Annotated in this window: 14 protein-coding genes; 6 read left to right on the plus strand and 8 right to left on the minus strand. The window is 72.0% G+C overall.

Going from position 1 to position 18,594, the window contains the following annotated elements; translation table 11 throughout:
• Positions 1 to 88 precede the first annotated feature (88 nt).
• On the minus strand, positions 89 to 913 hold the full coding sequence (locus ACX27O_RS17130; protein WP_210858953.1) for an MBL fold metallo-hydrolase: 825 nt from the start codon (positions 911 to 913) through the stop codon (positions 89 to 91).
• 137 nt (positions 914 to 1,050) lie between these two features.
• On the opposite strand from ACX27O_RS17130, the gene ACX27O_RS17135 reads away from it, so the two are divergent.
• Positions 1,051 to 2,268, plus strand: coding sequence for an NADP-dependent isocitrate dehydrogenase (locus tag ACX27O_RS17135; RefSeq protein WP_030337461.1), 1,218 nt, complete (start codon positions 1,051 to 1,053; stop codon positions 2,266 to 2,268).
• A gap of 314 nt (positions 2,269 to 2,582) precedes the next feature.
• On the opposite strand, the gene galT is transcribed toward ACX27O_RS17135, so the two are convergent.
• From galT to ACX27O_RS17155, 4 genes are all read right to left on the minus strand, one after another.
• Positions 2,583 to 3,659, minus strand: a complete 1,077-nt coding sequence (gene galT, locus ACX27O_RS17140; RefSeq protein WP_210858955.1) for a galactose-1-phosphate uridylyltransferase — start codon at positions 3,657 to 3,659, stop codon at positions 2,583 to 2,585.
• A 12-nt stretch (positions 3,660 to 3,671) separates the two neighbouring features.
• The gene (locus ACX27O_RS17145) at positions 3,672 to 4,481 is read right to left on the minus strand and encodes a DeoR/GlpR family DNA-binding transcription regulator (RefSeq protein WP_358128485.1); all 810 of its coding nucleotides are present in this window, start codon (positions 4,479 to 4,481) and stop codon (positions 3,672 to 3,674) included.
• Between the two features lie 112 nt (positions 4,482 to 4,593).
• The gene (gene cysC, locus ACX27O_RS17150) at positions 4,594 to 6,123 is read right to left on the minus strand and encodes an adenylyl-sulfate kinase (RefSeq protein WP_358133159.1); all 1,530 of its coding nucleotides are present in this window, start codon (positions 6,121 to 6,123) and stop codon (positions 4,594 to 4,596) included.
• Positions 6,124 to 6,211: 88 nt separating this feature from the next.
• Positions 6,212 to 7,726 (minus strand): glycosyltransferase family 2 protein, encoded by a 1,515-nt coding sequence (locus ACX27O_RS17155; protein WP_030337467.1) that lies wholly within the window; start codon positions 7,724 to 7,726, stop codon positions 6,212 to 6,214.
• A gap of 237 nt (positions 7,727 to 7,963) precedes the next feature.
• On the opposite strand from ACX27O_RS17155, the gene ACX27O_RS17160 reads away from it, so the two are divergent.
• From ACX27O_RS17160 to ACX27O_RS17180, 5 genes are all read left to right on the plus strand, one after another.
• The gene (locus ACX27O_RS17160) at positions 7,964 to 8,878 is read left to right on the plus strand and encodes an ABC transporter ATP-binding protein (protein WP_030337468.1); all 915 of its coding nucleotides are present in this window, start codon (positions 7,964 to 7,966) and stop codon (positions 8,876 to 8,878) included.
• Positions 8,871 to 9,776: an ABC transporter permease gene (locus ACX27O_RS17165; protein WP_051708851.1), complete on the plus strand. Its 906-nt coding sequence runs from the start codon at positions 8,871 to 8,873 to the stop codon at positions 9,774 to 9,776. Before ACX27O_RS17160 ends, ACX27O_RS17165 begins: the two co-directional genes overlap by 8 nt.
• Positions 9,776 to 10,687: an ABC transporter ATP-binding protein gene (locus ACX27O_RS17170; protein WP_030337470.1), complete on the plus strand. Its 912-nt coding sequence runs from the start codon at positions 9,776 to 9,778 to the stop codon at positions 10,685 to 10,687. Before ACX27O_RS17165 ends, ACX27O_RS17170 begins: the two co-directional genes overlap by 1 nt.
• Positions 10,688 to 11,398: an ABC transporter permease subunit gene (locus tag ACX27O_RS17175; protein WP_030337472.1), complete on the plus strand. Its 711-nt coding sequence runs from the start codon at positions 10,688 to 10,690 to the stop codon at positions 11,396 to 11,398.
• A gap of 93 nt (positions 11,399 to 11,491) precedes the next feature.
• Positions 11,492 to 12,136, plus strand: a complete 645-nt coding sequence (locus ACX27O_RS17180; RefSeq protein WP_030337473.1) for a hypothetical protein — start codon at positions 11,492 to 11,494, stop codon at positions 12,134 to 12,136.
• A 44-nt stretch (positions 12,137 to 12,180) separates the two neighbouring features.
• Here the strand turns inward: ACX27O_RS17180 and valS are convergent, their stop codons facing one another.
• From valS to ACX27O_RS17195, 3 genes are all read right to left on the minus strand, one after another.
• Complete coding sequence (gene valS, locus ACX27O_RS17185; protein WP_210866471.1) at positions 12,181 to 14,745, minus strand: valine--tRNA ligase; 2,565 nt, start codon at positions 14,743 to 14,745, stop codon at positions 12,181 to 12,183.
• 93 nt (positions 14,746 to 14,838) lie between these two features.
• Complete coding sequence (locus ACX27O_RS17190) at positions 14,839 to 16,719, minus strand: ABC transporter ATP-binding protein (protein ID WP_051708852.1); 1,881 nt, start codon at positions 16,717 to 16,719, stop codon at positions 14,839 to 14,841.
• Positions 16,716 to 18,572, minus strand: a complete 1,857-nt coding sequence (locus tag ACX27O_RS17195) for an ABC transporter ATP-binding protein (protein ID WP_458939730.1) — start codon at positions 18,570 to 18,572, stop codon at positions 16,716 to 16,718. Before ACX27O_RS17195 ends, ACX27O_RS17190 begins: the two co-directional genes overlap by 4 nt.
• Positions 18,573 to 18,594 lie beyond the last annotated feature (22 nt).

The following is an 18,594-nucleotide window of genomic DNA, read 5'->3' on the forward strand; positions in this document are numbered from 1 at the left end:
CCCCACCCCACCCCACCCCCTCCGGTCGATCATGGGGTTAGCGGCAGGCGTGGAGATCGAAAACCCCGCCAACCTCATGATCAACCGATCAGAGGGTGGGGTCGGCGGTGGGCAGGGGGTGAAGGGTGAAGGGGGTGGCCAGGTGGGGGGTGGCCAGGAGGGTGGGGTTCGCCGTGGCCAGGGCGGTCTGGCGGGAGCGGCGGGCTTGTTCCTGGTCCACCTCGTGGGCGTACGCCAGGTCGGGATCGACCAGCTGCACCATGTGCACCAGCAGGTCGCCGGTGAACAGCATCCGCTCGTCGGCTGCGGTCAGCAGCACCGACTGGTGGCCAGGGGTGTGGCCGGGGGTGGGCAGCAGACGTACCGCCGGGGTGAGGGTGGTCTCGCCGTCGACCACCCGGAGCTGGCCGGCGGCGCGCAACGGCCCGATCACGCCGGCCGGCAGCCCCGGGTTCAGCGTCTCCGCCGCGTCGACTTCGGCCCGTTGCACCAGGTAGCTCGCGTTCGGGAAGTACGGCCGCCCCGGCGTGCCGGTGACCGCCCAGCCGATGTGGTCGCTGTGCAGATGGGTCAGCACTACCGTGTCGACGTCGGCCGGGTCGATGCCGGCGGCGGCCAGCTCGGCGGGCATCCGGCCGGGCACCGGCGCCCAGCTCGCGGCGAGGGAGTCCGACGGCCCGATGCCGGCGTCGACGAGCGTCACCGGCCCGTCGTCGACCCGGATCGCGAAGCTGCGGAACGGCAGCCACCACTGCCCGTCGGCGGTCACCGAGCCGGGGTCGCGTCGGTCGGCCTCCGCCCAGTGAGCGGCCGTGGCCTGCGGAAACGCGTCCGCGCGAGGCTGGAAGAACTGACCCTCACCGTCGGTGAGCGCAGTGACCGTGATAGACCCGAGGGTGCGGTTCAGTGGCATCGGACGATGATTCCAGGGCATTCCTGTTCCGCGCAGTCCGGTTCCGCCGGCCGGTCGAGGCCGGCTGGGGGCTGCCGGTCCAATTGCAGTACGCTCGTACTGCTTGAGCACGTGTCCCCCGAGAGGAGCGCCGGCCGATGGCGAAGATCAAGGTAAACAACCCGGTCGTAGAACTCGACGGCGACGAGATGACCCGGATCATCTGGAAGCAGATCCGGGAGCAGCTGATCCTGCCCTACCTCGACGTCGACCTGCACTACTACGACCTGTCGATCCAGCACCGCGACGAGACCGACGACCAGGTCACGATCGACGCCGCCAACGCCATCAAGGAGCACGGCGTCGGCGTCAAGTGCGCGACCATCACCCCGGACGAGGCCCGGGTCGAGGAGTTCGGCCTGAAGAAGATGTGGCGGTCGCCCAACGGCACCATCCGCAACATCCTCGGCGGCGTCGTCTTCCGTGAGCCGATCATCATGTCCAACGTGCCGCGGCTGGTCCCCGGCTGGACCAAGCCGATCATCATCGGCCGGCACGCCCACGGTGACCAGTACAAGGCCACCGACTTCGTCGTCCCCGGCCCGGGCACGGTGACCATCACCTACACCCCGGCCGACGGCGGCACGCCGATGGAGATGGAGGTCGCCAACTTCCCCGGCGGCGGCATCGCCATGGGCATGTACAACTACGACGAGTCGATCCGGGACTTCGCCCGCGCCTCGTTCCGGTACGGCCTGGACCGCAACTACCCGGTCTACATGTCGACCAAGAACACCATCCTCAAGGCGTACGACGGCCGCTTCAAGGACATCTTCGCCGAGGTGTTCGAGGCGGAGTTCAAGGCCGAGTTCGACGCCGCCGGCCTCACCTACGAGCACCGGCTCATCGACGACATGGTCGCCGCCGCGCTCAAGTGGGAGGGCGGCTATGTCTGGGCCTGCAAGAACTACGACGGTGACGTGCAGTCCGACACCGTGGCGCAGGGCTTCGGCTCGCTGGGTCTGATGACCTCCGTCCTGCTCTCCCCGGACGGCCGTACCGTCGAGGCCGAGGCCGCGCACGGCACTGTCACCCGGCACTACCGGCAGTACCAGAAGGGCGAGAAGACCTCGACCAACCCGATCGCGTCGATCTACGCCTGGACCCGGGGCCTGGCCCACCGGGGCAAGCTGGACGGCACGCCGGCGGTCACCGAGTTCGCCAACACGCTGGAGCAGGTCATCGTCGACACCGTCGAGGGTGGCCAGATGACCAAGGACCTCGCGCTGCTCATCTCGCGCGACGCCCCGTGGCTGACCACCGACGAGTTCATGAACGCTCTCGACGAGAACCTGGCCCGCAAGCTCGCCGCCTGATCCGGGCGTACCGCGTCATCGGAGCCCGCCGGCACCCTGCCGGCGGGCTCCGGTGTGTCCGGGGCCGCCACGCCGGCCGGCGTCACTGCTGCCGGCGCGCCTCGTTGACCAGGATGGACGAGATGCCAGTCGCGTCCAGGAAGGTTGACCACGGTCGACCCGCGGCACCGTGCGCCGATCAGCCAGCCTTCCCGGCTGTGCCGTGCACAGCCAGCCGTCCCTTCCCTGCGGGGGGCCCTGTCCCGGGCCCCCCGCGCCCTGTTTCCCGCAACGTCGGCCCGGCCGTGCTCAGCCAACGGCCACAGCGGGCCCGCTCAGGCGGCACGCAGCAGGTCGGCGGCGCGTTCCGGGGCGATGTCGTTGATGAAGACGCCCATCCCGGACTCGGAGCCCGCCAGGAACTTCAGCTTGTCGGTGGCCCGCCGGATGCTGAACAGCTGCAGGTGCAGGTAACCCAGCTCGCGATCGATCCGTACCGGGGCCTGGTGCCAGGCCGAGATGTACGGCATCGGCATGTCGAACAGGCCGTCGAAGCGGCGCAGCAGATCCAGGTAGAGCGGACCGAACGACTCCCGCTCGCTGTCGCTGAGCGCCGGGATGTCCGGCAGCACCCGGTGCGGCGCGACGTGCACCTCGAACGGCCAGCGGGCGGCCGCCGGGACGTACGCCGTCCAGTGTTCGTTCTCGGCGACCACCCGGTCACCGGTGGCCCGCTCGGCGGCCAGCACGTCCGCGTACAGGTTGCCCCCGCCGGTCCGCTCGGCGTGCCGGCGGGCCGCGGCCAGCATCGCGCGGGTGCGCGGCGTCACGAAGGGGTACGCGTAGATCTGCCCGTGCGGGTGGTGCAGCGTGACACCGATCTCGACGCCCCGGTTCTCGAAGCAGAAGACCTGCTCGACGCCGGGCAGCGCGCCGAGCGCCTCGGTGCGGTCGGCGAGCGCGTCCAACACGGTGCGGACCCGGCGCGGCGGCAGGCTGGCGAAGGACGCGTTGTGGTCGGAGGTGAAGCAGACCACCTCGCACCGGCCGACGCCCGGCCGGACCGGTGTGAACGGGGTGATCTCCCCGGGCTCCTCGGCCACCCGACCGCTCAGCGACGGAAACCGGTTCTCGAAGACCACCACGTCGTAGTCGGGTGCGGGGATCTCGGTCAGCCGGTCGCCCACCGACGGGTCGAGCGGGCACTCGTTCGCCGGTGGGAGGAAGGTGCGGGTCTGCCGGTGCACGGCGACCGCCACCCACTCGTCGGTCAGCGGGTCGTAGCGCAGTTGCGACGCGGGGGGAGGCGGTGGCAGGTCCCGGCGGTCCGGCTGGTCGCGGACCGCGTCGTCGCGCTCGTCGAAGTAGATCAGCTCCCGGCCGTCGGCCAGGTCGATCGCGGTGCGCTTCACGGCGCCGTCCCCTCAGTTGTCGGCGTGCGCGTCACGCGGCCCGCCCCCTGTCGCCTTCACCATGATCAGTTCGCCCACCCGTTCGTCGAGTACCCGCCGTGCGGCTGGGGGCAACCGGTCGTCGCTGACCAGTACGTGGGCCGCCGCCAACTCGACGATCGAGGAGATGCCCACGGTGCCCCACTTGGTGTGGTCGGCGAGCACCACCAGTTGGTCCGCCGCGGCCACCAGCGCCCGGTCGGTCTCCGCCTCCATCAGGTTCGGGGTGGTGAAGCCGGCCCGCTCGGTGATGCCGTGCACGCCCAGGAAGAGCAGATCCAGGTGCAGTGACCGGACGGCCCCCACCGCGAGTGGGCCGACCAGCGCGTCCGACGGTGTGCGTACCCCGCCGGTGAGCACCACCGTCTGGTCCGGACGGCCGCCCGCGTGCATGATCTCGGCCACCGGCAGCGAGTTCGTCACGACGGTCAGCTCGGGGACGTCCACCAGCCGGCGGGCCAGCTCGGCGGTGGTGGTGCCGGCGGAGAGCGCGACCGCCGCGCCGGGCCGGACCAGTTGGGCGGCCCGATCGGCGATGGCCGCCTTCTCCGGCAGTTGGCGGACCGACTTGGCGCGGAAGCCCGGCTCGTCGGTCGCGCTCGGCCCGGTCGTGGTGGCACCGCCGTGCACCTTGGCCAGCAGGCCGCGCTCGTGCAGCGCGTCCAGGTCACGCCGGATGGTCATGTCGGACACGCCGAACTCGCCGGCCAGCTCGCTGACCCGGACGCCGCCGGTCGAGCGGACCCGCTCCAGGATGGCCGCCTGCCGCTGCTGAGCGAGCATCCGCCGTGCCTCCCCGGGGTCCACGTACCCTCACGCGGTCAAACGTGTTCCAACAAAGATGAACACTAGCGCGTGCCGGTCAGCGGCGGAAGAAACGGGGTACGGCGACGCCTCAGGTGGACGGGATGGTCAGCTCCACCCAACCGGTCTCGGTCAGATGGTGCAGCACCGCCTGCACCGCGTCCGCCACGCTCACGTCACTGGTGTCGAGAACCAGATCCGCGTCGGTCGGCTCCTCGTACGGGTCGTCGATGCCGGTCATCCCGGTGAGCAGGCCGGCCCGCGCCCGCGCGTACAGGCCCTTGCGGTCCCTGCGCTCGCACACCTCCAGCGGAGTGGCCACGTGCACCAGCACGAAACCCGCCCCGGCGGCGAGAGCCATCTCCCGGGCGGTGGCGCGGGCCGCCGCGTACGGGGCGATCGGGCAGCAGATGCTCACCCCACGGTGCCGGGCGATCTCGGCGGCCACCCAGCCGATCCGCCGGACGTTGAGATCCCGGTCGGCCTTGCTGAAACTCAACCCGGCGGAGAGCTCCCGGCGCACCACGTCCCCGTCGAGCAGGGTCACCGTCCGGTCGCCGCTCTCCCGCAACGCGTCCGCCAGCCCCCGGGCGACAGTCGACTTGCCGGAGCCGGAGAGGCCGGTCAGGAAGACCACCAGCCCTCGCTGCCGGCGCGGCGGCCGGGCCCGGGCCAACTCCCGCGCCACAGCGGGCGGCGTGTGCCACTCCGGCAGCGGGAAACCCCTGTCGAGCAGGTCGTCGATCTCCGCCTGGGTCAGCGCGAGCCGGCGGTTGCGCGGTGGGATGTCCTCCCGCCACCGCCACTGCCCGTCCCGGTTGTCGTAGGCGAGTTCGCGGGGCACCAGCACCCGCAGCCCGGCGCCGGAGAGCATCTCCCCGGTGGAGAGCAGGTGGGTGACCCCGTACGCGGCGGAGACCCGGGCGCGCAGCAACGCGTCGCTGATCTCCTCGTTGCGGTGCGACAGCGGCACCGCGACCAGCGTGGCGGGCGGCATCCGGTCGCGGGCGGCGAAGATCGTACGGACCAGCGCCTCCGGCGGGAGCCCACCGACGCCGCCCTCACCGACCGGGATCATCACGAGCAGATGAGCGGCCAGGGTGCGGGCGGCATGGGCGATCTGGGCGAGCTGCGGACGATGCAACGGCCGATCGGCGATCACCCCGAGCACCCGGCCCGGGGGCAGCAGCGCGCGGACCTCCTCCGGGTCACGACGCAGCCGCTGGAACGGGCCGTGCCCACCGTCGCCCAGTCGTCGGACCTGGCCGCCCACCCCCGCCACACCCTCGCGGATCGGCCAGACGTCGGCCACGTCCAGGGCCGCAGCCGGGGCACCCTCCCCGTCGGTCAGCACGAGCGCCCGGCGGGCCGGGTCGCGCGGATCGAAGCTCTGCGCCAGCGCGGTCGGCACCTGGAGAACCACCGCCACCTGCCACGGGGTTCCGTCGGCCAGCCGGCCGCGCCGGCTCACCGAGACCAGGTCGGCGCGGGTCATGAAGCCGGTCAGCGGGGCGTACGCGCCGGTCAGCAGCAGCTCCAGATCCGCGAGCTCACCGGGACGTGGCGTGTACGCCGGCGCGTCCCGTAGCACCTCGTCGGGCAGCACCCAGCCGTTGCTCATTCACGCTCCCCACTCGCTGACCGGCACACAGTTTCGCAGCCGACCGCCGATCGGTCGAGGGTGCCACTCCAAGACCCCCGCCGACGGGTCAGCGTTTGATCCGCCGGCCCACCGCCGACCGCAGCCGGTTCCACACCTTCCGCTCGTCGCGGATGCGCGGTCGCGAGCCGTCGGCACGGCAGATGAACACCAGCGGCAGTCGCGCGTCCTCGGTCCAGCCCACGTTGGTGATCCGGGCCTTGAGCAGCCAGCTACCCCGCGTCCGGCCGCCGTTGAGGGCGGCGAAGTCGATGGTGGCGGTGGCCCGGTGCACCAGGTGGACCGTGTCCGCCGCTGTCGTACCGGTGATCCGTTCGGTCTCGAAGGTGTTCGGCAGGAAGATCTCGGCGCCGGTCTCCCGGTGGCGGGCCACCAGGTCCAGGCGGGCCTTGCGCACCTGCGCGGTCGCGTCGAGCACCTCGGGCTCGATCTCCTCCATCGGCAGCATCAGCACGTCGCGGTCACCGTCGGCGCGAAAGCTGACCGGCTGGTCCGCGGAGCGCAGCTCGGCGGCGACGGTCACCGTGACGGCGTGATCGGCGCGCCGAAGCTCACCGACGGTGCCGTGGGCGCCGATGCCCGCCTCCCAGTGGGCAAGCCTGCGCAGGTCCGCGACCCGGCCCCGCTCCGCCAGGTACGCCATCGCCCGGAGCATCGGCGGCAGTCCACCGGCGACGCCAGGGGCGAAGCGGTCCTGCATGATCTTCTGGACCTCCAGCGCGACCTGCTCCACCCATGCCTCAGGGGCGTTCAGCAGCCGCTTGCCGCGCAGCCGGCTGAGCATCTCGTTGCGCAGCCAGCGCCGGTGCAGCCGGTCCCGCAGCGCACCCGGCTCGGTGTGGGCGTCCACCACGTCCAGCGCCTCCCGCACGCTGGCGTAGTAGCTCGACGGGTCCAGCGGGGCCGCGGTGACGTTGCGTGCGTCGCCCCGTTGAACGTGGTGGTAGCAGATGTAGTCGGACAACACGGAGGTCCGCCGGGACAGGAAGTAGGCCCGGACCACCAGCGAATGATCCTCCAGCCGACGCTTGCCGCCCTCCGGGAACCGCAGACCGTGCTCGTTGAGGAACGACCGCCGGAACAGCTTGTGGCAGGTCAGACTGTCGATCAGAGGTGAGTTGCTGAGCGTCGCGTCGAAGCGGTTCTTCCGGAACAGCTCCCGCGGCACGGGCCGGCCGTACCCGGCCATCTTCCCGATCACGATGTCGGCGTCGTTCGCCTTCGCGCAGGCGTACAGCCGCTCCAACGCCTCGTCGGCGAACCAGTCGTCGTCGTCGGCGAAGAAGACGTACTCGCCGCGGGCCTGCTCGATGCCGAGGTTGCGCGGACGCGACGGCCAGCCGGAGTTCTCGATGTGCAGCACAGTGACGTGTCGGTGCTCAGCGGCCAGCCGATCCAGCCGCTCGGCCGTCTCGTCGGTCGAGCCGTCGTCGACGAAGATCATCTCGAACTCGTCGGCGGGCAGTGACTGGCGCAGCAGTGAGGCGACGAGCTTCTCGATGTGCGGGCCGCAGTTGTACGCCGGCACCACGACGCTCACCTTCGGGACGCCCACCTCGGCCATCAGGATCCCTCCCGCGTCGTCGGTCGATCGCCAGGCGGATCGATGCCCGGTGAACGAGAGGTGAATGGTGTCACCTCGGATGGGTCTTTCCGGAAGCGGGGTCCGACCGAACGCGGGACCGGCGAAAACGCCGCGAGAGCCCGCCGCGGACCTTAGGGGGCCGGCCGGGAAAGGATCAGGGGAGCGCCGGGGGCGTGCCGGTGTCCATGCTGGGCATCGACTCCCTACGCTGGGCGCGTGACACTGATCGCGACCCAGTCGCTCACCAAGACGTACGGAGGTCGGGTCACCGCGTTGGCCGACCTCACCGTCGCCGTCGAGCCCGGGATCATCGGCCTGGTGGGCGCGAACGGCGCCGGCAAATCCACCTTGATCAAGATCCTGCTCGGCCTGATCGCACCAACCAGCGGCCAGGTCTCGGTGCTGGGCATCGACCCGACCGCGGACCCGGCGGCCGTCCGCAACCGGGTCGGTTACATGCCGGAGCACGACTGCCTCCCACCGGACCTGTCCGCCGCCGAGCTGGTCACCCACCTCGGCCGGATGAGCGGCCTGCCCCGCACCGCGGCCCGCGAGCGGGCCTCGGAGGCGCTGCGGCACGTGGGGCTCTACGAGGAGCGCTACCGGCCGGTCGGTGGCTACTCGACCGGCATGAAGCAGCGCGTCAAGCTGGCCCAGGCGCTCGTGCACGACCCCGACCTGCTGTTGCTCGACGAGCCGACGAACGGTCTGGACCCGGCCGGCCGCGACGCCATGCTGGCCCTGGTGCACCGGATCGGCACCGAGTTCGGCATCTCCGTCCTGGTCTGCTCACACCTCCTCGGCGAGGTCGAGCGGATCTGCGACACGCTGATCGCCATCGACGGTGGCCGGTTGCTGCGCGCCGACAACATCTCCGCGATGACCACGGCCACCGACGTGCTCGCCGTTGAGGTCAGTGAGGGCACCGAGGAGCTCGCCGCCCGACTCGCCGAGCTGAAGCTGCCGGTCGCCCGGGACGGGCGGCTGCTCCTCGTGCCGCTCGCCGACGACGGCACCTACGACCTGATCCTCGGCGCGGTCGCCGACCTCGACCTGCCACTGCACCGACTCGACCAGCGCCGGCACCGGGTGGCCGAACTCTTCGCCACGAGGGAGCTCACTCATGCCTGAGCCGTCCACCACCACCGCCCGGCAGACGCCGACCGGAGTCATCCACGACATCGGCTACCAGCGCTACGAGGGCCCGAGGCTGGGCCGTCGGCAGGTCTTCGGCGCGCTCTACCTGCACGGTCTGCGCACCGCGTTCGGGTTCGGGCGCAGCGCCAAGGCCAAGATCTTCCCGTGGCTGGTGGTCGGCATCGTCACCCTGGTCGCGGTGGCCCTGGCCGCCATCCGTAGCCAGATCGGCGAGCCGGTCGCCACGTACGCCCAGTTCGCCGACTCGATGAGCTGGCTGGTCATCTTCTTCGTCGCGGTCGTCGCCCCGGAGCTGGTCTCCCGCGATCTGCGCAGCGGTGTACTGCCGCTGTACTTCTCCCGGCCGCTGCCGCGCAGCGACTACGCGTTGGCCAAGCTGCTGGCGCTGGCCACCGCGCTCTGGCTGCTGCTCGGCGGGCCGCAGCTGCTGATGTTCCTGGGCGCCGCGTTCACCACCAAGCAGGGCATGCGCGGGGTGTGGAACGAGTTGCTCGACCTGCTGCCCGGGCTGCTCTACGCCGGCCTGTGGGCGGTGGTCTTCGCCTCGGTCGGCCTGCTCGTCGCGTCGCTGACCGGCAAGCGTGCCTTCGCCGCCGGCGGTGTGGTCGCGGTCTTTCTGATGACCACCCCGATCGTGGGCGTGCTGAGCATCCTGCCGTCGCGCGCCGCCAACGAACTGGCCGGGCTCGCCTCCCCGTCCACGCTGGTGCAGGGGGTGGGCATCTGGTCGCTCGGTGACCTGCTCGTCGAAGGTGACCAGGGCGGCCCGTCCATCGGCGGGTTCGGCCCGGTCTACGCCCTGGCCGCGGTGCTGCTGGTCGCCGGCGCGACCGCTCTGCTGCTGGCCCGCTACCGGAAGGTCGCCTCCTGATGAGCACGCTGAGCCTGACCGGGGTGTCCCGGTGGTACGGCAACGTGGTCGCCGTCAACGACATCAGCATGGCCCTGGGGCCGGGCGTGACCGGGCTGCTCGGCCCGAACGGCGCCGGCAAGACCACGCTGCTGCACATGATGGCCGGGTTCCTCGCCCCGTCGCGCGGCACTGTCACCCTCGACGACGAGCCGACCTGGCGCAACCCCGACGTCTACCGGCGGTTGGGGCTGGTCAGCGAACGGGAAGCGGTGCAGGGCTTCCTGACCGCGTACGAGTTCGTGCTGGCCAGCGCGAAGCTGCACCGGCTGCCCGACCCCGCGGCCGCGGCCCGACGGGCGATCGATCTGGTGGAGCTGGAATCGGCGCAGGACCGCCGGATCGGCACGTACTCCAAGGGCATGCGCCAGCGCGCCCGAGTGGCCGCCGCACTGGTGCACGAGCCGCAGGTGCTGCTGCTCGACGAGCCGTTCAACGGCATGGACCCCCGCCAGCGGCTGCACATGATGCAGCTGCTGCACACCCTGGGCGACGCCGGCCGGACGATCCTGTTCAGCTCGCACATCCTGGAGGAGGTCGAGCAGGTCTCCGGAACGGTGCAGGTGATGGTGGCCGGCCGGTTGGCAGCCTCCGGCGACTTCCGGACCATCCGTCGGTTGATGACCAACCGCCCGCACGTCTTCGCGGTGCGCTCCACCGACGACCGGGCGTTGGCCGTCGCGCTGATCGCCGAGGCGTCGGTGAGCGGGGTCGAGTTGGAACCGACCGGCCTGACCGTGCGGGCCGGTGACTACGGCGCGTTCACCCGGGCGCTACCCCGGATCGCCCTGAGCAAGGGCATCCGGGTGCGGCAACTGGTGCCGTCCGACGAATCCCTGGAGAGCGTCTTCTCCTACCTGGTGGAGGCATAGATGTCCACGGTTACCTGGATCACCGCGCGCGGGTTGTTCGGCCGACGTCGGTTCCTGCTGCTGTTGCCGCTGCCGTTGGTGCTGCTCGGCCTGGCCGTGCTCTGTCGGTCGCTGGGGGTGGACCCGCGCGAGTGGGGGCCGCCGGTGCTCGTCGGTCTCGGGCTCGCCGTGGTGCTACCGGTGGTCGCGCTGATCATCGGCACGGGCGTGCTGGGCGCCGAGATCGACGACGGCACCGTGGTGCACATCCTGACCAAGCCGCTGCCGCGCTGGCAGATCGTGCTGCCGAAGCTCGCGGTGGCCGCCGGGGTCACCGCGGTCACCGTGGCGGTGCCGCTCTACGTCGCGGGCGTGCTCGCCAGTTCGGTACGCCTCGGTCTGGCGCTGGCCGCCGCGGCGGCGCTCGGCGCGCTGGCGTACTCGGCGTTCTTCCTCGCGCTCAGCCTGGTCACCAGGCGGCCGGTGCTCCTCGGCCTGGTCTACGTGCTGATCTGGGAGGGTCTGCTGGGCAACTTCGTCAGCGGCACCAAGGTGCTCTCCATCCAGCAGTACGTGATCGCCCTCGCCGACCGGATCGCCCCCACCGGGCTGTTGGAGGCGAGCGTGTCGGTGTCGGTGGCGTCGGTGATGACCGCGCTGGTCAGCGTCGGCTTCACAGTGCTCGCCATCGACCGCCTGCGCTCGTTCAGCGTGGCCGGCGAGACGAGTTGACAGCGGTGCGAGCCGCTGTTCCGGCCAGCCCCCGCCCGGCGGTAGGGCTGGCCGGATGGACCGGTCGGGCCCGCTCGGGTCAGGCTGACGGGCGTGAGCGTCGAAGCGGAGCGGACGTCGTTGGCTGAGCCGTACTCCCGGAGCAGCCGGCCGTGGCTGACCAGCCTGGCCGTCGCCGGGCTGGCCTGTGCCACGGTCGCCACGGCGGCCCAGGGCAGCGGCCAGTTCCACTGGTGGGCCGTGTTCATCCTGATTCCGGCCGCGTTGATCGCGGCCAGCGGTGGGCCGTTGCTGGCCCGCGGGGGTGGCCGGTCCTTCGCCGGGTACGTGCTGGCCTGCGTCGGCACGATCGTCTTCGCGGTCGGCGCGCTGCTGATGTTCGGCGTGATGGGGCGGGGCTGGCCGCTGCTGGTGGTGCTGCCCTGCCTGGCCGTCGCCGGCACCTACGGCTGGCGGGCGGCTCACCCGCTGGCCCGCGGCCTGCATCGGGCGGTCGCCCTGCTCGCGCTGACCGGCGCGCTGCTCGGCGTGACCCTGCAACTGATCCGGGTGGATCTGATCCACCTCAAGACCGGCTGGTGGGGCGCCTTCCTGATGCTGGCCGGGGCGATCGTGCTGGGCAACGCGGGGGAGCTGACCCGGCACCGGATGCCGTACCGACTCCAGGCGATCACCCTGCTGGTGGGGCCCTCCGTGGTCGCGTTCCTGCTCGGGCTGCGGTTCCTGCGCGGCTGGTGACCCGACGGTCCGCCGCCGCCCGGACGGGCGGCGGCGGACCCGGCTCAGAAGGCGCAGGCGATGACCAGCTCCGGGGCGCGGTCCGGGAGCAGGTCGAGCTTGCCGATCCGGCCCGCCGCCCGTAGGTCGTCGGCGACCAGGGTGAGCTGCTCCAGCAGCGCCGCCGGGCCGAGCGCCTCGGCCAACGGCACCTCCGCCTTCATCGACAGCTTCCGCTCCGACTTGGCCCGGCGCACCTGGCTCAACGCGTCACCGGCGAGCCGCAGCAGCGCCGGGTCCCCCGACCCCTCGATCGTCCGGGCCACCTCGTGGGTGGTGGGCCAGGGTGCCCGGTGCACCGAGCCGTACCGCCACCACGACCAGACCTCCTCGGTCACGTACGGCAGCACCGGGGCGAACAACCGCAGCTGCACCGACAGCGCCGAGGCCAACGCGGCCCGTGCCGAGTCGGCCGCCGCGCCGGTGCCGTAGGCGCGCTCCTTGACCAGCTCGATGTAGTCGTCGCAGAACCGCCAGAAGAACGCCTCGGTCACCTGCAACGCCGCCGTGTGGTCGTACGAGTCGAAGGCGGCGCCCGCGGCGGTGACCACGGTGGCCAGCTCGGCGAGCATGGCCCGGTCCAGTGGTGTGGTCGTCGGGGCGCGCAGGGCGTCCGCCGCGCCCAGCCCGAGCGCGAACTTGGACGCGTTGAGCAGCTTGGTGGCCAGTCGCCGGCCCACCTTGATCTGCGCCGGGTCGAACGCCAGGTCCATGCCGGGCTTGCCGCTGGCCGCCCAGTAGCGCACCGCGTCCGAGCCGTGCTGCTCCAACAGGGCCAGCGGGGTCACCACGTTTCCCTTGGACTTCGCCATCTTCTTGCGGTCGGGGTCGAGGATCCAGCCCGAGAGCACAGTGTCCCGCCAGGGCAGCACCCCGTGTTCGAAGTGGGAACGGACCACGCTGTCGAAGAGCCAGGTCCGGATGATCTCCTGCCCCTGCGGGCGGAGGTCCATCGGGAAGACCCTGGCGAACAGGTCCGGGTCGGTCTCCCAGCCACCGACGATCTGCGGGGTCAGCGACGACGTGGCCCAGGTGTCCAGCACGTCCGGGTCGCCGATGAAACCGCCCGGCTGGCCGCGCTGAGACTCGTCGTACCCCGGCGCCGGATCGCTGGATGGATCGACCGGCAGCGCGGACTCGTCCGGCGTGAGAGGGTGGGACCAGTCCGGCTCGCCAGCGTCGTCGAGCCGGTACCACACCGGCACCGGCACCCCGAAGAAGCGTTGACGGCTGACCAGCCAGTCCCCGTTGAGGCCGCCCACCCAGTTGTCGTAGCGGTGTTTCATGTGCGCCGGCACCCAGTGCAGCTCCTCGCCGCGACCCAACAGGGTGGCGCGCAGCGCCTCGTCCCGGCCGCCGTTGCGCAGATACCACTGTCGGGTCGAGACGATCTCCAGTGGCCGGTCACCGCGTTCGTAGAACTTGACCGGGTGCGTGACCGGGCGCGGCTCGCCGATCAGGTCACCGGCGTCGGCCAGCATCCCGACGATCTCCCGGCGGGCACCGTTGACGGTCTGCCCGGCCAGCGCCGCGTACGGCTGCGGGGGCACCCCGTCCGGCGGCTCGGGGAGCAGTCGACCGTCCCGGCCGATCACCACCCGGGTGGCCAGCCCCAGCTCACGCCACCAGGTCACGTCGGTCAGGTCACCGAAGGTGCAGACCATCGCGATGCCGGTGCCCTTGCCGGGTTCGGCGAGGGGATGGGCGTACACCGGCACCTCGACGTCGAACAGCGGGCTGCGCACCGTGCCGCCCACCAGGTCGGCGTACCGCTCGTCGTCGGGGTGGCAGACCAGCGCCACGCAGGCCGGCAACAGCTCGGGCCGGGTGGTGTCGATGAGCACCGCACGCCCGTCGGCAGTGGCGAACCGCAGCCGGTGGTAGGCGCCGGGGCGCTCCCGGTCCTCCAGCTCCGCCTGGGCGACAGCGGTGGCGAAGCCGACGTCCCAGAGTGTCGGCGCCTCTGACTGGTACGCCTCGCCGCGGCGCAGGTTGCGCAGGAACGCCCGTTGGCTGGTGGTCCGGGCGATCCGGCCGATCGTCGTGTACGTCAGGGACCAGTCCACCGAGAGCCCCAGCCGCCGCCACAGCGCCTCGAAGGCCTGCTCGTCGGTGACCGTCAGCCGTTCGCACAGCTCGATGAAGTTGCGCCGGGAGATCGGGGTGGGGTCGCGGCGGGCCGCGTCGTCGACCGGGGCCGCCGGTGGCCGCCACACCGGGTCGTACGGCAGCGCCGGGTCGGGTCGCACCCCGTACACGTTCTGCGCCCGACGCTCGGTGGGCAGGCCGTTGTCGTCCCAGCCCATCGGGTAGAAGACGGCCTTGCCGCGCATCCGCTGGTAGCGCGCCGAGGTGTCGGTGTGCGTGTACGAGAACACGTGCCCCATGTGCAGCTCGCCCGATACGGTCGGCGGCGGGGTGTCGATCGCGTACACGTCCTTGCGCTCCTTCGAGCGGTCGAACGCGTACGTGCCTTCCTCCTGCCAGCGGCGCGCCCAGCTCTCCTCGAGCCCGTCCAGGGTCGGACGCTCGGGAACGCCGGCGCGGGCCGTCCTCGCCGTGTCGGTCATCCTGCGATCGTAGGCATCCGCCGGGTGCGGGGCGACGTAGTTGCGGCCGAACACACCGGCCGGCGGGGAACGGCCACCACCGGGGCGGCCCGGCTAGATCAGCGAGTCGCGCCACTGGCGGTGCAGGGCGGCGTACCGGCCGCCGGCCTGGGCCAGCACGGCGGGTGGGCCGTCCTCGACGACCTTCCCGCCGTCGATGACGAGCACCCGGTCGGCGGTCTCCACCGTGGAGAGTCGGTGGGCGATCACCAGTGCGGTCCGGTCGCGCAGGATGGTGCCGAGTGCCCGCTGCACCAGACGTTCCGTCGGCACGTCCAGCGACGACGTCGCCTCGTCCAGGATGAGCACGCTCGGGTCGGCCAGGAACGCGCGGGCGAACGCGACGAGCTGCCGCTGCCCGGCGGAGAGCCGCCCGCCTCGTCGGTGCACCTGGGTGGCGTACCCGTCGGGTAGCGCGGCGATGAAGTCGTGCGCCCCGATCGCCCGCGCGGCGGCCTGCACGGCGGCGTCGTCGGCCCCCGGGCGACCGAACCGGATGTTCTCCGCGACGGTGCCGCTGAACAGGTGGTTCTCCTGCGTCACCAGCACCACCGCCCGGCGCAGGTCGGCGTCGCGTACGTCGCGCAGGTCGACCCCGTCCAACGTGACGGTGCCGGTGTCCGGGTCGTGGAACCGGGCGACCAGCTTGGCGATTGTCGACTTGCCCGCCCCGGTGGGCCCGATCAGCGCGACGGTCTGCCCGGCCGGCACCGTCAACTCCAGCCGGCGGAGGATCGGGGTGTCGGTCCGGTAGCCGAAGCTGACCGCCCGGAAGGTCAGCTCGCCACGGCCGGGCCCGGTCGGCAGTGGTGTGGGCCGGGCCGGTTCGGCGACGGCCGGTCGTTCGTCGAGCACCCCGGCCAGCTTCTCCAGGGCGGCGGTGGCCGACTGCAACGAGTTGTAGAACTGGCTCAGCTCCTGCATCGGCTCGAAGAAGCGGCGCAGGTAGAGCAGGAACGCGGCGAGCACACCGATCTCGGTCTGCCCGCCGAGCACCCGCCACCCGCCGTAGCAGAGCACCACGGCCACCGTGACGTTGCCGATCAGCTTGATCGCCGGCGAGTACGTGGCGATCAGCCGGAACGCGTGCAGGCTGGTCCGTCGGTAGTCGTCGCCGAGCGCCACGAAGATCCGTTGGTTGCGGGGTTCCCGGCGGAACGCCTGCACCGCCCGGATGCCCCGCATCGACTCGACGAAGTGCACGATGACCAGCGCGACAGCGTCCCGGGTCCGTCGGTACGCGCTGGCCGACGACCGGGCGAACCAGCGGGAGAGCGAGAACAGGAACGGAAACGCGAACAGCGTCACGCCCGCCAGCGGCAGGTCCAGCCAGAGCAGGATGGCGGCCACCGACAGGATCGAGAGCCCGGCCAGCACCAGGCTGTCGATCCCACCGTCGACCAGCTCGGCGATCGAGTCCAGGTCGCTGGTGAGCCGGGACACCATCCGGCCGGACGTGTACCGCTCGTGGAAGTCCACCGACAGCCGCAGGAAGTGCCCGAACACCTGTTTGCGCAGGTCGAGCAGGACGGCCTGGCCGATCCGGGCGGACAGGGCGAGGAAGCCGCGGCGGGCCGCGTACTCGGTCACCGAGGCCACCGCGAATGCCCCGGCGACGGCGATCAGCAGCCCGGGGTCGCCGGCGCGCAACGGTGGGATGGCCCGGTCGATGCCGATCATGACCAGGTACGGGCCGGCCATCGCGGCGGCGTTCTGGACCAGCAGCAGGGCGACCGCCGCGGCGAGCCGCTTCCGGTGCCCGCGCAGCAGGTCGCCCAGCAGGCTGCGGCTGAGCCGGCGCAGCCGGGCCACCGCCTCGGGGCTGGTGTCCTCCGCTCGACTGCGGTCGGCCTCCGGGTCGGTGGCGGTTCCGCGCCAGCGGGTGAGCTCGGGCTCCTCCTCCGGAGGTGGGTCGGCCTGCCTGGGCACGCTCACGAACGCACCAGTCCCCACCCGTCCGAAGGGGACGGGCTGGGCCCGCCGGCCCCGGCCGGTGGGGGATGCCCGGCGGGCGGCTCGGCGGCGAGCAGCGCCCGGTACGCCGGGACGGTGGCCAGCAGGTCGGAGTGTGTGCCGGTCGCGGTGATCCGCCCGTCCTCCAACAGGGCGACCCGGTCGGCCAGCGCGATCGTCGACGGCCGGTGCACCACCAGCAGCGCGGTGCTGTCGCGCAGGACCCGGCGAAGCGCCGCCTCGACCAGGGCTTCCGTGTGCACGTCGAGGGCGGAGAGCGGGTCGTCCAGCACCAGCACCGCCGGTCGGCCGAGCACGGCCCGCGCCAACGCGAGCCGTTGCCGTTGCCCGCCGGAGAGGGACAACCCCTGCTCGCCCACCCGGGTGGCCAACCCCCAGGGCAGGTCGTACGCGAAGTCGGCCTGGGCCAGCGCGAGGGCCGCGCGGACCTCGTCGTCGCCGGCGTCCGGGCGACCCAGGGTGAGGTTCTCGCGCACCGACATGGAGAAGAGCGTGGGTTCCTCGAACGCCACCCCGACCAGCCGGCGCAGCGAGGCCAGCCGCAGGTCGCGCAGGTCGTGGCCGTCCACTGTGATCCGCCCGGCGGTCACCTCGTGCAGCCGGGGCACCAGGGAGAGCAGTGTGCTCTTGCCGCTGCCGGTGGCGCCGACCAGGGCCAGTGTCTCGCCCGGCTCGATGCTCAGGTCGATCTCACGCAGCACCGGCGTGCTGGCACCCGGATAGCTGAACGCGACGCGCTCGAAGCGCAGCCGGCCGCGCACCGCGTCGCGGAGCAGAGCGACAGCGCCGGGAGAATCCACGATCTCCGGTGGGGTGTCCAGCACCTCCTGGATCCGGTCGGCGGCGGTGGCCGCCTCCTGACCGTTGGCGATGATCCAACCCAGTGACTGCACCGGCCAGATGAGCATCAGTTGCAGGCTGACGAACGCGACCAGCTCGCCGATGGTGAGCGCCCCGTGCGCGGCGGCGGCCGCCCCCGCCGCCAGCACCACGCCCAGTGTCACGTTGGGCACCAGGTCGAGCAGCGCCGAGGTGTTGGCCAGCAGCCGCCCCTTGCCGACCCCGGTGTCGTGCAGCCGCCGGGCCGCGCCGGCGAAGCGGCCGGCCAGTTCGGGCCCCCGCCCGTACGCCTTCATGGTGCGCAGACCCTGTGCGGTCTCCTCGACCAGGGTCGCCACGTCGCCCTGCAGGTCCTGCATCCGGCGGGACGCGGCGTGGTAGTGCCGCCCGAACCGGCGACTGATCAGCAGCAGCGGCACCGCGCTGGCCGCTACCAGCACCCCGAGCACCGGATGCAGGTTGATCAGCAGCAGCACCACGACCACGTACGTGGTCAGGTTGAGCACCAGGAAGAACACGCCGAAGGAGAGGAACCGGCGGATCACCGACAGGTCGCTGGTGATCCGGGAGAGCAGCTGGCCGGACTGCCAGCGGTCGTGGAAGCTCGTCGGCAGCCGTTGCAGGTGGGCGTAGACGTCGGCGCGCAGCGCCGCCTCCATGCCCACCGCCGAGGATGACTGCACCCACCGGCGGATGAAGATGAGCACCGCCTCGACGACACCCAGCAGCAGCGCCAGGCCGCCGAGCTGGAGCAGCCCGGCGGGTTCGTGTCGGGCCACCGGCCCGTCCACGACCCGCTGCACGACCAGCGGTACGGCGATCCCGGCGGCGGTGCCGGCGAGCCCCGCGACGAGCAGCCAGGCGAACTCGGCGGCGTACGGGCGCAGGTAGCGGCGTAGCCGCCAGAGGTTGTGCGCGGGGCGGGTTCCCGCGGCGGCCCGGGTGGCCGGGTCGCCGTCGCTCTCCACAGGCACTACCAGACGGTAGCGTCTAACA

The sequence above is a fragment of the Micromonospora sp. SD19 genome (genome assembly GCF_054462275.1).